At 56.0% G+C, this 14,764-nt stretch carries 12 protein-coding genes; all 12 read right to left on the bottom strand.

Going from position 1 to position 14,764, the window contains the following annotated elements:
* Nucleotide 1: 1 nt before the first annotated feature.
* Nucleotides 2-3,475, bottom strand: coding sequence for a DNA polymerase III subunit alpha (dnaE, locus tag R0I78_RS10285; RefSeq protein WP_317075248.1), 3,474 nt, complete (start codon nucleotides 3,473-3,475; stop codon nucleotides 2-4).
* A complete protein-coding gene (gene rnhB / locus R0I78_RS10280; RefSeq protein ID WP_019934210.1) occupies nucleotides 3,472-4,065 on the bottom strand; it encodes a ribonuclease HII in 594 nt (197 codons plus the stop codon). Before rnhB ends, dnaE begins: the two co-directional genes overlap by 4 nt.
* Entirely contained in the window at nucleotides 4,062-5,210 is a 1,149-nt protein-coding gene (gene lpxB, locus R0I78_RS10275; protein WP_317075367.1) for a lipid-A-disaccharide synthase, read from the bottom strand. Before lpxB ends, rnhB begins: the two co-directional genes overlap by 4 nt.
* Nucleotides 5,203-5,994 (bottom strand): acyl-ACP--UDP-N-acetylglucosamine O-acyltransferase, encoded by a 792-nt coding sequence (lpxA, locus tag R0I78_RS10270; protein ID WP_026344723.1) that lies wholly within the window; start codon nucleotides 5,992-5,994, stop codon nucleotides 5,203-5,205. Before lpxA ends, lpxB begins: the two co-directional genes overlap by 8 nt.
* Before the next feature lie 2 nt (nucleotides 5,995-5,996).
* Nucleotides 5,997-6,458 carry a 3-hydroxyacyl-ACP dehydratase FabZ gene (gene fabZ, locus R0I78_RS10265; RefSeq protein WP_014293049.1) on the bottom strand — a complete coding sequence of 154 codons (462 nt, stop codon included), beginning with the start codon at nucleotides 6,456-6,458 and terminating at the stop codon, nucleotides 5,997-5,999.
* A 25-nt stretch (nucleotides 6,459-6,483) separates the two neighbouring features.
* Nucleotides 6,484-7,509: a UDP-3-O-(3-hydroxymyristoyl)glucosamine N-acyltransferase gene (gene lpxD / locus R0I78_RS10260; protein WP_317075247.1), complete on the bottom strand. Its 1,026-nt coding sequence runs from the start codon at nucleotides 7,507-7,509 to the stop codon at nucleotides 6,484-6,486.
* A 10-nt stretch (nucleotides 7,510-7,519) separates the two neighbouring features.
* Complete coding sequence (locus tag R0I78_RS10255; protein WP_019934214.1) at nucleotides 7,520-8,020, bottom strand: OmpH family outer membrane protein; 501 nt, start codon at nucleotides 8,018-8,020, stop codon at nucleotides 7,520-7,522.
* 11 nt (nucleotides 8,021-8,031) lie between these two features.
* Nucleotides 8,032-10,440 carry an outer membrane protein assembly factor BamA gene (gene bamA, locus R0I78_RS10250; RefSeq protein WP_317075246.1) on the bottom strand — a complete coding sequence of 803 codons (2,409 nt, stop codon included), beginning with the start codon at nucleotides 10,438-10,440 and terminating at the stop codon, nucleotides 8,032-8,034.
* Nucleotides 10,441-10,469: 29 nt separating this feature from the next.
* The gene (rseP, locus tag R0I78_RS10245; RefSeq protein ID WP_317075245.1) at nucleotides 10,470-11,819 is read right to left on the bottom strand and encodes a sigma E protease regulator RseP; all 1,350 of its coding nucleotides are present in this window, start codon (nucleotides 11,817-11,819) and stop codon (nucleotides 10,470-10,472) included.
* Nucleotides 11,816-13,009 carry a 1-deoxy-D-xylulose-5-phosphate reductoisomerase gene (ispC, locus tag R0I78_RS10240; protein WP_317075244.1) on the bottom strand — a complete coding sequence of 398 codons (1,194 nt, stop codon included), beginning with the start codon at nucleotides 13,007-13,009 and terminating at the stop codon, nucleotides 11,816-11,818. Before ispC ends, rseP begins: the two co-directional genes overlap by 4 nt.
* A complete protein-coding gene (locus R0I78_RS10235) occupies nucleotides 13,009-13,863 on the bottom strand; it encodes a phosphatidate cytidylyltransferase (protein WP_317075243.1) in 855 nt (284 codons plus the stop codon). The genes ispC and R0I78_RS10235 overlap by 1 nt, the downstream gene beginning before the upstream one ends.
* A gap of 102 nt (nucleotides 13,864-13,965) precedes the next feature.
* Nucleotides 13,966-14,730, bottom strand: a complete 765-nt coding sequence (gene uppS, locus R0I78_RS10230; protein WP_317075242.1) for a polyprenyl diphosphate synthase — start codon at nucleotides 14,728-14,730, stop codon at nucleotides 13,966-13,968.
* Nucleotides 14,731-14,764: the final 34 nt, after the last annotated feature.

Here is a 14,764-nt window from a genome sequence, read left to right as displayed (position 1 = left end):
TCTAGTCAAAAATCAGTTCGACCCTGTCCGCACCCAGCAGGCCCTTTAGCGAATCGAGCATATCGTCAGTGGGGGTTACCCGCCATTCTGTGCCCAGAGTCAGCTCGGCTCGTGCGCCGGGTCGGTGGTAGGTCACACGCACAGGACATACGCCCGCCCTAACCGGCGTGAGTATATCCAGCAATTGAGTAAAAAAGCCCTGTTCTATGCGGCTTTTATCTATATACAGTGCAAGGCCCCGAGCAAACCGCTCCCGGGCATCGCTGATATCAAGCACCTCTCTGGCCGACATTTTAAGGCCTCCGGAGAAGTCGTCAAAGCTGACCTGTCCACTGATAACCAGAATTTTATCTTTTTCCAGCAAAGACTCATAGCGTTCCAGCGCATCAGAAAACAGAGTCACATCCAAACGGCCCGATTTATCATCCAGGGTCAGAATGCCCATGCGGTTGCCCCGCTTGGTGGTCATCACCCTGGCGGCAATCACCAGCCCGGCCACGGTGCTGAGTCTGTCACGCCCGCCGGGCTGTACCTCATTAAGCCGGCCACTGGTGTAATGGCGCAGCTCTCTGGCATATTGGTTAATGGGGTGGCCGGTAAGATACAAGCCAAGAGTGTCCCGCTCTCCTTCCAGCCAGATTTTGTCGGGCCAGTGGGGCACATCGGCAAAAGCGTGCTCCACCTTGTCTTCTTCTACCAGCACGCCAAACATGTCGCCCTGGCCCAGCGCCTCTGCTTTGGCATGCTGATCCGCCGCCTTCATGGCTTCCTCAAGGGTAGCCATCATGGACGCCCGGTGCGGACCCAGCTTATCCATGGCACCCGACAGGATCAGCTTTTCCATCACTCGCTTGTTGAGCTTTTTAAGATCTACCCGGTTGCAGAAGTCGAATAAATCACGGAAGGGACCGCCACGTTCACGCGCAGCAAGAATGGACTCAATAGGTGACTCGCCCACGCCCTTGATGGCCCCGATACCATACACTATGTGACCGTCTTCATTCACGGTAAAGCGATAGCGGCCGGTATTGACATCGGGCGGACTCAGCGTCAGCCCCATGCGCTGGCACTCATCCACCAGCGTCACTACCTTGTCGGTGTTGTCCATATCGGCAGTCATCACCGCCGCCATAAACTCCGCCGGAAAGTGGGTTTTAAGCCACAGAGTCTGATAAGACACCAGCGCATAAGCGGCAGAATGTGACTTGTTGAAGCCATATCCGGCGAATTTTTCCACCAGATCGAAGATCTTCATTGCCAGCTCGCCGTCGATGCCGTTGGCCACAGCCCCCGCTTCAAAGCCGGCCCGCTGCTTGGCCATCTCCTCAGGCTTCTTTTTACCCATGGCCCGGCGCAGCAGGTCAGCGCCGCCCAGCGAATAGCCCGCCAATACCTGGGCAATCTGCATCACCTGCTCCTGATACAGGATAATGCCGTAGGTAGGCTCAAGAATCGGCTTGAGAGAGTCGTGCTGCCACTGTTCATCGGGGTAAGACACCGCCTCGCGGCCGTGCTTGCGGTCGATAAAGTTATCTACCATGCCCGACTGCAAAGGCCCCGGGCGAAACAGCGCTACCAGAGCGATCATGTCTTCAAAACAGTCCGGCTGCAGGCGCTTGATCAGGTCCTTCATGCCACGGGATTCCAGCTGGAATACCGCCGTGGTTTCATGGCGCTTGAGCAGCTGGAAAGAAGCCTTGTCGTCAATGGGAATGGCGGCAATGTCGACAGGCGGCTTGCCTTCCTGCTCCAGCCTGGGGTTGATCATGCCCAGCGCCCAGTCAATGATGGTGAGGGTGCGCAGGCCAAGAAAGTCAAACTTCACCAGGCCGGCAGACTCTACATCGTTTTTATCAAACTGGGTCACCGGATGATGACCTTCGGCATCGCAATAGAGCGGGGCAAAATCGGTGATTTTGGTGGGAGCAATGACCACGCCGCCGGCATGTTTGCCGGCGTTACGGGTCACCCCTTCCAGAATGCGGGCCATATCAATCAAGGCACGCACTTCTTCATCCTGATCGTAAAGCTCAGGCAGCTTGGGTTCAGCCTCAAAGGCCTTGGCCAGGGTCATGCCCGGATCGGGCGGGATCAGCTTGGAAATACGATCCACAAAGCCATAAGGGTGGCCCAGCACCCGGCCCACATCGCGCACCACCGCCTTGGCAGCCATGGTGCCAAAGGTAATGATCTGGGATACCGCATCCCGGCCATAGAGCTCGGCCACATGATCGATCACCTCGTCCCGTCTGTCCATGCAGAAGTCGATGTCAAAGTCGGGCATGGACACCCGCTCGGGATTAAGAAAACGTTCAAACAGCAGATCGAATTCAAGCGGATCAAGATCGGTGATCTTCAGGGCGTAGGCCACCAGGGAGCCGGCACCCGAGCCCCGGCCCGGTCCCACAGGAATACCGTTATCCTTGGACCATTGAATGAACTCCATCACGATCAGAAAATAGCCGGGAAAGCCCATCTGGTTGATCACATCGAGCTCAATCTGCAGCCGCTCGTCGTATTCACCGCGCTTTTCGGCTCGCACTGCCGGGTCCGGAAACAGAAACGCCAGCCGCTCTTCCAGCCCTTCTTGCGAGCATTTGACCAGAAAGTCTTCAATGCTCATGTCGCCGGTAGGAAAGTCGGGCAAAAAATACTCGCCCAGGCGCACGGTCACGTTGCAGCGCTTGGCAATCTCCACGCTGTTTTCCAGCGCCTCGGGAATGTCGGCAAACAGCTCGGCCATTTCCTCAGCACTTTTAAGATATTGCTCGGGGCTGTAGCGCCTGGGACGGCGCTTGTCGTCAAGGGTGTAGCCGTCGTGAATGGCAACACGAATTTCGTGGGCGTCAAAGTCGTCTTTATCAAGAAACACCACTTCATTGGTGGCCACCACCGGCAGCTGCTGCTCAGCCGCCAGCGCCACCGCCATATGCAGATAGCTTTCTTCATCGGGCCGGCCGGTGCGCAGCAGCTCCACATAATAACGGTCGGGAAAATGCTGCTGATAAAAAGCGAGGCACTGCTCCGCCAGGGCCTGGTTGCCTTTCAGCAGATAAGTGCCCACATCCCCTTCCCGGCCCCCGGACAGCACAATAAGGCCGTCGCTGAGCTCGGCAAGCCAGGCTTTGTCGATCACCGGCCTGTGCTGAATATGACCACGCAGATAAGCTCTGGAAATAAGCTGGGTAATATTCTGATAGCCGGTATTATCCATGGCTAAAAGAGTAAGACGAAACAGCTGCTCGCCCATCTCTTCGCTTTGCAGCCAGAAGTCTGCACCCACCAGCGGTTTAAGGCCTTTTTTATGCGCATCACCATAAAAGCGCACCAGACCACAGAGGTTCATCTCATCAGTCAGCGCCAGCGCCGGATAACCCAGCTCCTGCACTCTGGCGGTGATGGGACCAATTTTGGCCAGCCCGTCCACCATGGAAAAGTCGGAGTGAATGCGAAGGTGAATAAAGCCCGGCGTCATATCCGCTCCAGCGCTCTGGCAACAGGTTTAAAGCTTTTACGATGCTCGGGCAAAGCGCCATGCTCGGCCAGCGCTGCCAGATGTTCCTTGGTGGGGTACCCTTTGTGGCGGGCAAAACCGTATTGCGGATACATGGCATCCAGCGCCAGCATTTCATTATCCCGCGCTACCTTGGCCAGAATGGAAGCGGCGCTGATCTCCGCTACCCGGCTGTCGCCCTTGACCACTGCCTGTGCCGGCATGGGCAGCTCGGGGCAGCGGTTGCCGTCGATAAATACAAAACCGGGTTGCACGGCAAGCGCCGCCACCGCCCGTGTCATGGCCAGCAGGGTAGCCTGCAATATGTTCAGCTGATCAATTTCGGCGGCGGAGCAGCGGCCGATGGCCCAGGCCAGGGCGTGTTCACGTATCAGTGGTGCCAGCTTTTCACGCCTTTTCTCGCTGATGGCCTTGGAGTCGGCAAGCCCCGGAATGGGATGGTTCGGGTCAAGAATAACGGCGGCGGTGACCACGTCACCCACCAGCGGGCCCCGGCCCACTTCGTCAACACCGGCCACCAGCACGCCGCTGGGGTAAATAATGTCGGTCATGATGTTCTTTTTGCCAGCTCCAGCACTGCCAGGGCGGCCTGTTCATCGGCATTGCAACGAATGCGTTTATGCAATTGCGTAAAGTGAGCAATCAGCTCACTGGTGTCGTTATCAAGCAGCTTGCCCACCTCGTCCACTATGTGGCCCGGCGTGCATTCGTGCTGAATAAGCTCGGTCACCAGGGTCTGGTTTGCCAGCAGGTTGGGCAGAGACACATGCTCGGTTTTTACCAGCCGTTGAGCCAGCCAGTAGCTGAAGTCTTTCAGTTTATAGCCCACTACCATGGGCTTTTTGGCCAGCATGGCCTCAAGCGTGGCGGTACCCGATGCCAGCAAAATCACATCGGCGGCGGTCATCACTTCCCGGCCCTGACCTTCTATCAAGATCACCTCAAGATCAGGAGCCACGGTTTTTTTGATGGCCGAAAATTCCTGCCGGCGCTTCTCACTGGTTAATGGCACCACAAATTCCAGTTCGGGGTGGCGCACCTTGAGTTGCTTGCAGGCTTCCAGATACACGGGCGCAAGCAGAGTCACTTCGGCATGACGACTGCCGGGCAGCAGCGCCAGATAGCGGCCATCAGCGTTCAGTCCCAGTCGTTCACGGGCACCCCGTGTGTCGGGCACCAGTGGCATTTTGTCGGCCAGGGTATGGCCAATAAAACGGCAGGGCGCGTCAAAGCGGTCGTAAAAGGCTTTTTCAAAAGGAAGAAAGGCCAGCACCATGTCGGTGGCAGCTTTAATTTTATGGATGCGGTTTTGCCGCCAGGCCCAGACCGATGGGCTGACATAATGCACGGTGGCAATGCCAGCCTGCTTGAGCTTGAGTTCAACGCCGATGTTGAAATCGGGGGCATCGATACCGATAAACACATCAGGCGGATTATCGATAAAGTGCTGAATAATGCGCCTGCGAATGTGCAGAATGCGCGGCAGCCGGCCCAGCACTTCCACTATGCCCATGACCGCCAGCTCGTCCATCTCAAACAGAGCCCGACAACCTTCGTCCTGCATCTGCGGGCCGGCAATGCCTTCAAAAATGGCATCGGGATGACGGCGGCGCAGCTCGCGAATAAGCCCCGCCCCCAGCGTGTCGCCGGAAACTTCTCCGGCCACAATACCAATACGAAGCGGCACCTCAGGCACGAATAATACCGCGCTCATTGGCCTTGAGGAAATCGACCATGATGCTTACCTCAGGCTGTGTTTCACACAGACTTTCCAGTACCGGAATGACCTCTTCCACGGTTTTACCGCTGCGAAACAGTTCCCGGTAAGCCTGTTTAATGGCAGAGATGCCTTCCTTGCTGAAGCCGCGACGACGCAGCCCTTCGGAATTGATGCCAAAGGGCTTGGCATAGTGTCCGGCCGCCATCACATAGGGCGGCACGTCTTTATTCAGGGCGGCACAGCCGGCAATAAAGGCGTGACTGCCAACCCGGCCAAACTGGTGAATGGCGGCATGACCACCAAAAATAACATGATCGCCAATGTGCACATGTCCTGCCAGAGTGGCATTGTTGGCAAAAATGCAGTCGCTGCCAATGCGGCAGTCGTGGGCCACGTGCACGTTCACCATAAACAGGTTACGGCTGCCGACAGTGGTCAGGCTTTCGTCCTGGGACGTCCCCCGGTGAAAGGTACAGGACTCACGAATCACGTTGTCGTCGCCAATTTCCAGCACGGTGCGTTCGCCGGCATATTTCTTGTCCTGGCAGTCTTCACCGATGGAGGCAAACTGAAAAATACGGTTGCGCTTGCCAATGCGGGTAGGCCCCTTAATCACCACATGAGAGGCAATCTGGCAATGATCACCGATTTCAACTTCCGGACCTATCAGGGTCCAGGGGCCTATCTCCACACCCTTGCCAATCACGGCATCCGGGTGAACGATGGCGGTTTCATGGATCACTGTACCTTGTTCACTCACACTTAACCCTCGCGTTTGGCGCACATCAGTTCGGCGGTGCAAACCACTTCACCGTCAACACTGGCAACACCGGTAAATTTGGCAATGCCTCTGCGCTCTTTCAGATACACCACATCCAGCACCAGCTGATCTCCCGGCACCACAGGACGCTTGAAACGGGCATTGTCGATGGAAGCAAAATAGTACAGCTCGTTGGGCTTGGGCTTACCGACCATTTTAAATGCCAGAATACCGGTGGCCTGAGCCATGGCTTCCAGGATCAGCACACCGGGAAATACCGGCTTGTTGGGAAAGTGGCCGGTGAACATGGGCTCGTTGAACGATACATTCTTGATGCCGCGCAGGGTTTTACGCTCCGGGCTTATTTCGTAGTGAGCTACCTTGTCGACCATCAGAAAAGGATAGCGATGCGGCAACAGTTCCAGAATTTCCTGGATGTCCAACTGATTCAGTTCGTTACTCAAAATTTAACCCTACCAAAAAGTGTGCTTAATCGTTGTTGTTCAGTTTTTTTTCAAGCTGGCTCAGCCGCTTGTGCATATCGTCTATGCGCATCACGCGCGCCGCCGTTTTGCGCCACTCCTTGTTCGGTTGCAGCGGAATGCCGGAGGAATAAATGCCGGGCTCAGTAATGGGGCGCATCACCATGGCCATTCCGGTAATGGTGACCCCATCACAGATTTCCATATGGCCATTAAACACAGAAGCACCGCCAATAATACAATATTTACCGACCTTGAGACTACCGGCCATCACAGTGCCACCGGCCATGGCGGTGCCGTAGCCGATGTCTACGTTGTGTGCTATCTGACACTGATTGTCGATAATCACATTGTCGGCAATGCGGGTATCATCCAGCGCTCCTCTGTCGATGGTAGTGCAGGCACCAATTTCTACCCGGTTACCGATCACCACGCCACCAAGCTGAGGAATTTTTATCCACTCACCCTTGTTATTGGCATAGCCGAAGCCATCTGAGCCGATAACGGCACCGGACTGCACCAGACAGTCAGTCCCCATGGTCACGCCATGGTAGACAGTCACATTAGCCCATAGCCGGGTGCGCGTGCCCAGGCGCGTATTCTTGCCGACGAAGCAACCCGGACCAATGATAACGCCTTCTTCAAGCACTACACCGGACTCAATGACCGCGTTAGCCCCAATGGCCACACCGTCACCAAGGGCAGCATCGGCGGCCACCACGGCACTGGGGTGAATATCCAGCGCCGGAGCCGGTGTGGTATCCAGCGCCTGAGCGGCCAGGGCAAAGCCAAGATACGGATCACTCATCACCAGACAAGCTACCGGGCAAGCCTGACTGTCGGCTTCACGCAGTATCACTGCAGAGGCTCTGGTGTCTTTCAGCAGATGCTGATATTTACCATCCGTCAGAAAGGCCACATCGCCGGGGCCTGCTTTATCCAGGGTGGTCACCTTATGAATAAGTTGCGCCGGTTCGCCACGCAGCTCAGCGCCCAGCTCCTGGGCCAGTTGTTGCAGTGTAATGCTCATCATCTTGCTCTTGTTACTTACTGACGCGGCTGATCACCTGTTGAGTGATATCGAGAGAAGGATTGACATAAATCACCGCTCCTCGTTCAATCACCAGATCCAGCCCTTGCGCCTTGGTGATATCATCTATCGCGCCCTTGATGCGCGACAGCATTTTCTGCCGTTCTTCCTGCTCACGTTTGGCTCTGTCCTGCTCCAGTGAGCGGGCTTTCTGGACAAAGGTAGCCTGCATGTCGTTCAGCTTTTTCTGGGCTTCTGCTTTCTGGCTGTCGTTCATGAAGGCCATGTCTTTTTGCTGTTTTTCCACAAAGCTGCGGCCTTGCTGTTCCAGCTGCTGAACTTCTTTTACCCGCGAAGCAAATTCGTTTTGCAGCTGATTACGTACTACGTCACGCTGAGGCATTTTCTGAAATACTTCGGCTGTATCCACCACCGCTATCTTGCTCTGGGCCTGAGCAAAAGTCGCCGTCATGACCAGCGCCAGGGCGCCGGCCAGTTGAATCAATCTGTTCATGTAACACTCCTTTAAAACGTACGTCCGATATTGAAGTTAAAGACTTCGGTTCTGTCCCCTTCCACCTCGGTTACCGGTGTGGCCAGAGAGAACACCAGCGGGCCGAGCGGCGACAGCCACTGCATGCTGACACCGGCCGCAGCGCGATATTCGCCCGGGTCGCCAAAGTCATAACAGCCCTGATCGCAATTGGTGAAATCCGATGCGTCGTAGTTGGTATCCCAGACGGTGCCCACATCCATAAACAGGCTGGTACGCAAAGAGCGCTGCAGATCTTCACCGGCAAAGGGCGTGGGCACAATCAGCTCGAGCGACGCAGCCAGCAGAGCGTTACCGCCAATGGCACTGCCGTCAGTGGTCTGCTTGCCATTCGCATCTTCAAAAACCGCCCGCGGGCCGACCGAGTTGCTCTTGAAGCCCCGCAATGTGCTGAAACCACCGGCATAGTAGTTTTCAAAGAAGGGCAGCCTTGCGGTATCGCCGTAGCCGTCAGCAAAGGCGGCGCGGAACTTGCCGTGCAATACCCAGTTGTGTTTACGGTCCAGCGGAAAATAATGGCCGTCATCAAAGCTCAGTTTGTAATACTGCAGATCCGAGCCGGGCACTGTTACCTTGATGCTGGCACTCTGACGGCTGCCGGCGGTAGGGAAGATGCCCCGGTTCAGGGTATTGCGGGTCCAGCCGGCGGTGATATCAAAGTCATCAAAGCTGATTTTATCCTTGGGATCCGCACCGTTATCAAGCCAGAAGTCATTCAGCTGAATAGACGGCTCTGTCGGCTGGCTCAGAGTATTGTGCTCATAGCCAGCACTGAAGTTCAGGCTGTTGTTTTCATTGACCGGAAAGCCGGTCAGCCCACGCACGCCATAGGTGGTACTTTCATAGTCAATGGAGCCCAGATCATCATCGGGCTCAAATGAGCGATAATAAAGACGTCCGCCAAGACTGACGCCGTCTACCGTGAAGTAAGGGTCGGTATAATCCAGTGACACATTCTTGGAGTAATCGTTCATCTGGGAGTTGATGCCCACCCGGTTACCTGTTCCAAGGAAGTTATCCTGCTGCAGACCGGCCTGAATGCTGAAGCCGGAGTCAGTACCAAAACCTACCCCAAAGTTGATGGAGCCGGCAGGCTGCTCTTTTACCTTAACGCCAAGATCCACCAGATCATCCTGGCCCGGAATACGCTGCGTCTCCACTTCTACCTGCTCAAAATAGCCCAGGCGGTTCAGTCGGGTACGGGATTGCTCGACGTTTTCGCTGGACAGCCAGGTGCCTTCCATCTGACGCATTTCCCGGCGCAAGACTTCATCTTTGGTGATTTCGTTGCCGCTGAAATTGATACGGCGTACATACACACGGTTACCCGGCTCTATGTTAACGATCAGCTCAACCTTGTTGGTGGCCTCATCAATTTGCGGAAAGGTATTGATCCGTGGATAGGCATAGCCAAAACGGCCGAGAAAACGGGACAGCAGCTCTTCCATGTGGGCCACATCACCGGCGGAATAGAGGTCACCATTTTCAATGGGGATCAGCTCGTTCATTTCCCGTTCACGGTCAATCAGATTACCGCGCAGGCTGACTCCGGATACCGTATATTGTTCGCCCTCAGTGACGTTCAGGGTAATGTAAACCCCTTCCTTGTCCGGTGACATTGATACCTGAGTAGAGGTGATTTCCGCCTTGAGGTAACCCCGGTCACGATAGAAAGAGCGCAGGGTTTCAATGTCGCCGGCCAGTTTTTGTTTCTGGTAGCGCTTGTCACCCAGAATATTCCACCAGGGCACACTGTCGGACAACTCCAGCTGAGCCAGCAGCTGCTCTTCGGTAAAGGCCCGGTTACCGACGATATTAATCTGTTTGATTTCAGCAGCATTGCCTTCAATAAACTCAAACTTGAGCTCAACCCGGTTACGGGGCAGCGGCGTCAGTACGGCTTTAACATCTGCAGAGTATTTACCCACACCGTAATAAAAGTCTTCCAGGCCTTTTTCAAGCTCGCTCAGGGTGGTGCGGTCCAGGGGCTCACCCACACGCACGCCGGCACTTTCCAGGCTTTCACGCAGCTGCTCTTCCTTTATTTCTTTGTTGCCGCTGAAGCTGATGCCGGCAATGGTGGGCCGTTCGGTCACCTGTACCACCAGCGTATCGCCGTCACGCAGCAGCTGTACCTGCTCAAAGTTACCGGAGGCGTAAAGACTGCGAATGGCCTCGGCCAGACGCCCCTGATCCACTTCCTCACCAACCCGTACCGGCAGGCTGAGCAGAGCGGCACCCAGGGTGACCCGCTGCAAACCGTTTACCTGAATATCTTCCACTACAAAGGGGGCCACATTGCTCTGTGCCTGTGCCAGCATGCTGGCACCCAGCAGGCAGGAAGCGGCGAGGGTGTGTTTTACTGCCCTTGTTTTTGCCATAGCCTGACGTTGTCCTTGTGTCTTGCCGCTCACAGGCGACCAATATCGTTAAACAGTGCCAGCCCCATCAGTAACACCAACAGAGCCGCTCCAATTCTGAAACCCAGTTCCTGTATTTTCTCCGGTACCGGTCGTCCGGTTACCGCTTCCACCATATAAAACAGCAGGTGGCCGCCGTCGAGTACCGGTAACGGCAGCAAATTGATAATGCCGAGGTTAACACTGACCAGCGCCATAAAGCTCAGAAAGTACACCAGACCAAAACCGGCACTGGCACCGGCACCTTTGGCGATGGAGATGGGCCCGCTCAGGTTATCCACCGAGACAATGCCGGTCAGCAGCTTGCCAATCATGTTAAACGTCAGCACCGTCAGCTCCCAGGTCCGCTCCATGCCATGCCATGCCGCTTCCAGCGGTCCGTAGGTCAGCTCAAAGCGATAGCGTTCGTCTACAGGCAGCACAGCAGGTGCCAGCCCGACATAGCCCACGGCCTGGCGGTTGGTCTCACGCAGCGCCGGGGTCAGTGTCAGGTCGAGCCTCTGACCATCACGCAGTACCACAAGTTCCATCGGTTGTTCAGGAGAAGACTGCACCAGTGCCACAAAGTGATTCCAGTCGCGCAGTATTTCACCATTTGCCTGTGTTATCTGGTCACCGGACTGTAACCCTGCCTGTTCACCGGCTCCATCCGCCATGACCTGTTCAAGCGTAAGGGTGGCAACAGGGCCTTCGGGCATCAGCCCCAGCGCAGTAATGGGCGACTCACTGTCAGGATCAAACTGCCAGCGGGCAAGCGGCACCGCCAGTTGCTGCTGACGTCCGCTGTCGTTTTGTACCGTGATGACGGTTTGCTCAGCACCAATGCTGCCGATAAGGGAGAAATTGACGTCTTCCCAGGTCAGAATGTCGTTGCCGTTAATGGCGGTAATTTGCATGCCCGGCTGAACACCGGCCACCGCCGCCGGAGATTCAGGAACCACATCACGTACTACCGGCTTGACCGAGGGCACACCAATCAGAAACATCAGCCAGAAGGCAAACACAGCAAACAGAAAGTTGGCCATGGGACCGGCTACCACAATCGCCATTCGTGCCCATACCGACTTATTGTTGAACGCCTGATCAGCCAGCTCAGGCGGCACCTCATCCACGCGGCCGTCAAGCATTTTGACATAGCCCCCCAGGGGGATCATGGCCACCACATATTCAGTGCCATCGCGGCCGGTTCTGCGCCAGATGGGCTTGCCAAAACCGATGGAAAACCGCTCTACTTTTACGCCATTGCGCCGGGCCACCCAGAAGTGACCATATTCATGCACCGCTACCAGTATGCCTAGGGCAACGATAAAGGCACCCAGATTCCATAATATTCCGGTCATGTGTGTGTCCTGATAAGTTGTACAGCCAGCCGGCGCGCTTCTTCATCCAGCGCCAGTATATCTTCCAGTATTACCGCTCTGGTGGTACCCAGCTGCTCTGTGACTTTGCGGTTAATATCAGCGATGGTCATAAAGCCAATGTCTTGATTCAAAAACGCGGCTACCGCCACTTCGTTGGCGGCATTCAGTGCCGTCGTGGCTCCCTGCCCTTGTGCACAGGCGTCCATCGCCAGCTCAAGGCAGGGGTAACGGGCCATATCCGGTGCCATAAAACTGAGCTCACCCAGCCGGGTAAAATCCAGCGGTGCCACACCCGACTCCATTCGCTCGGGCCAGGCCAGCGCATGGGCAATAGGTGTCATCATATCCGGCTGTCCAAGCTGGGCCAAGACGGAACCGTCCGAGTACTGCACCATGGAATGAATGACCGACTGCGGATGAACCAGTACTTCAATCTGCTCTGGTGCCGCGTTAAAGAGCCAGCGGGCCTCTATATATTCCAGGCCCTTGTTCATCATGGTGGCGGAATCAACGGAAATTTTAGGCCCCATGGACCAGTTGGGGTGGTTTATTGCCTGTGCCGGCGTAACAGCGGTGAGCTCACTGACCGGAGTATAACGAAACGGACCGCCGGAGCCGGTCAGGAGTAGTTTGCTGATGCCGGCGTGATTCAGGCACCCCCGGCCGGGATTACGCTGCAGCGCCTCGGGCAGACACTGAAAAATGGCATTATGCTCACTGTCTATCGGCAGCAGCTCGGCATGACTTTGGTGCACGGCGTCAATAAACAGCTCGCCGCTCATGACCAGGGCTTCTTTATTGGCCAGCAGTACCCGCTTGCCCGCCTGCACTGCCGCCAGTGTCGGCAACAAACCGGCCGCTCCCACTATGGCCGCCATTACCACCGTTACCTCGGCATCATCCGCTACCCGGCACAGCGCTTCAGTGCCTTCCAGGACGGTTGTGGTACTGCCGCTTTGTGCCAGCATCTGGCGCAACTGTGCAGCCGCAGCCGGTACGGCCATCACCGCATAACGGGGTGAAAATTCCAGGCAGTCGGCCAGCATTTGTGGTATCTGCTGACAAGCCGTCAGCGCAAAAACAGAAAATTGCTCGGGATGGCGGCGCACCACAGCCAGGGTGCTCTGGCCGATGGAGCCTGTGGCCCCCAGTATGGTCAGCTGTTGCATCAGCCCTGCCCTGCCAGTTGATAGACCACCACAAACACCGGCAGTGCTGCCGTCAGGCTGTCGATGCGGTCCATAATGCCGCCATGGCCGGGCAGAATGCTGCCGGAGTCTTTTATGCCGGCTTCCCGTTTGAACATGCTTTCAACCAGATCCCCCAGCACGGACGCCAGCACCGCCACTGCAGATGCCAGCAACACAGCCGTGCGCTGCGCACTGCTCAGGTCAATGGCATAAGTAACCGCCAGCGCCAGCAAACAGGCCGCAAGAACACCACCAAGCATGCCTTCAATGGTCTTACCCGGGCTGACCCGCGGGCACAGCTTGTGTTTGCCAAAGGCTTTGCCGGCAAAGTAGGCACCAGTGTCGGCAGCCCATACCAGCGCCATCACAAACAGCAGCAGCCAGGCACCGTAGTGGGCGTCCTGCTCATACTGATAACTGCGCAGCACCAGCAGCGACCAGAAAAACGGCACCAGACTGAGCAGGGCAAACAGCGCTTTAAGCCAGGGCCGGTTTTGCCAGAGACCACGGCTTTGGGGGTAACGCAACACCAGAGGCAGGGCCACCAGCCACCAGAGTGCACCGGCCGTCAGCACCATGCCAATCCAGGGATGCAGGCCATTGGCCCAGATATGCTCAATGGGCACTGCAGCCATCAGTGCCACCAGTACCAAAGCCAGAAATACTATGACGACATTAGACTTTCCGGCATCAATAAAACGCCCCCACTCTCTTCCTGCCAGCAGATAAACCACAGTGGCAAAAAGAGCAAAAAACGGCAGGGGCAGTAAAAAAACTGCCCCCAGCACCACAGGGATCAGGCACAGGGCCGTAATAATACGAAGCTTTAGCAAGAGGTATCCTCGTTCTTATTTGTTATCCGCTCAGTGTTAGTTCTGTCGGCCTCTTTTATTGTGGCTGCCGGTCAGGCTGATCCGCTGAGGCCGGACCTGCGCTCAGGCCTTTTGTGCCAGCAACTCCCTGATCTGAGCACCGGTACAGCCAAAACGCCGCTCCCGACTAACAAAAGCAGCAATGGCCTCGCTGAAGGAATCTTCCCCAAAGTCCGGCCACAACACAGGAGTGAAGTAAAACTCGGCATAGGCCAGCTGCCACAGCAAAAAGTTGCTGATACGCTGCTCACCACCGGTACGGATCAACAGATCGACAGGAGCAAGCTCTGCCATCTGTATATGCTTATCCAGCTGCTCCTCGGTAATGTCTTCCGCCTTCAGCTCGCCACCCGCTACCTGCTCTGCAAGCAGGCGGGCCGCCTGAGTAATATCCCAGCGGCCACCATAATTGGCAGCAATATTAAGAGTAAGACCGGTATTGTTGGCGGTAAGACGCTCTGCATCGTCAATTTTGCGCTGCAGGTGAGGAGCAAAGGCGCTGCGATCGCCGATAATGCGCAGCCGAATATTATTGTGATGCAGCTTGCGTACTTCCGAGCCCAGCACGGCAATAAACAGGCTCATTAAAGCGCTGACTTCCTCTTCCGGCCGGCGCCAGTTTTCACTGGAAAAGGCGAACAGGGTCAGGGCATCAAGGCCAAGTTTATAGCCGAAAGTGACCGCTGCCCGCACCGACTTGACGCCGGCCTTATGACCGGACACTCTGAACTTGCCTCTTTGCTCGGCCCAGCGGCCGTTGCCGTCCATAATAATGGCCACATGGCGAGGTAAACGCGCGTCATTATTCGGTGCTGCCGTAGCTGGCATAATCACTCCTGCACAAAAACAAACGCCGCGCAGG

Origin of the sequence: Oceanimonas sp. CAM02 (genome assembly GCF_032842915.1) — a bacterium.
GTDB lineage: Bacteria > Pseudomonadota > Gammaproteobacteria > Enterobacterales > Aeromonadaceae > Oceanimonas > Oceanimonas smirnovii.
The sequence above is the reverse complement of the archived record's forward strand: the minus strand, read 5'-3'. Positions and strand labels throughout refer to the sequence as shown.

Coding starts and splice junctions, on each gene's coding strand:
- bamA (WP_317075246.1), bottom strand. CDS start 10,440: ATGGCAAAAACAAGGGCAGTAAAACACACCCTCGCCGCTTCCTGCCTG.
- R0I78_RS10255 (WP_019934214.1), bottom strand. CDS start 8,020: ATGAACAGATTGATTCAACTGGCCGGCGCCCTGGCGCTGGTCATGACG.
- rnhB (WP_019934210.1), bottom strand. CDS start 4,065: ATGACCGACATTATTTACCCCAGCGGCGTGCTGGTGGCCGGTGTTGAC.
- uppS (WP_317075242.1), bottom strand. CDS start 14,730: ATGCCAGCTACGGCAGCACCGAATAATGACGCGCGTTTACCTCGCCAT.
- lpxD (WP_317075247.1), bottom strand. CDS start 7,509: ATGATGAGCATTACACTGCAACAACTGGCCCAGGAGCTGGGCGCTGAG.
- rseP (WP_317075245.1), bottom strand. CDS start 11,819: ATGACCGGAATATTATGGAATCTGGGTGCCTTTATCGTTGCCCTAGGC.
- dnaE (WP_317075248.1), bottom strand. CDS start 3,475: ATGACGCCGGGCTTTATTCACCTTCGCATTCACTCCGACTTTTCCATG.
- ispC (WP_317075244.1), bottom strand. CDS start 13,009: ATGCAACAGCTGACCATACTGGGGGCCACAGGCTCCATCGGCCAGAGC.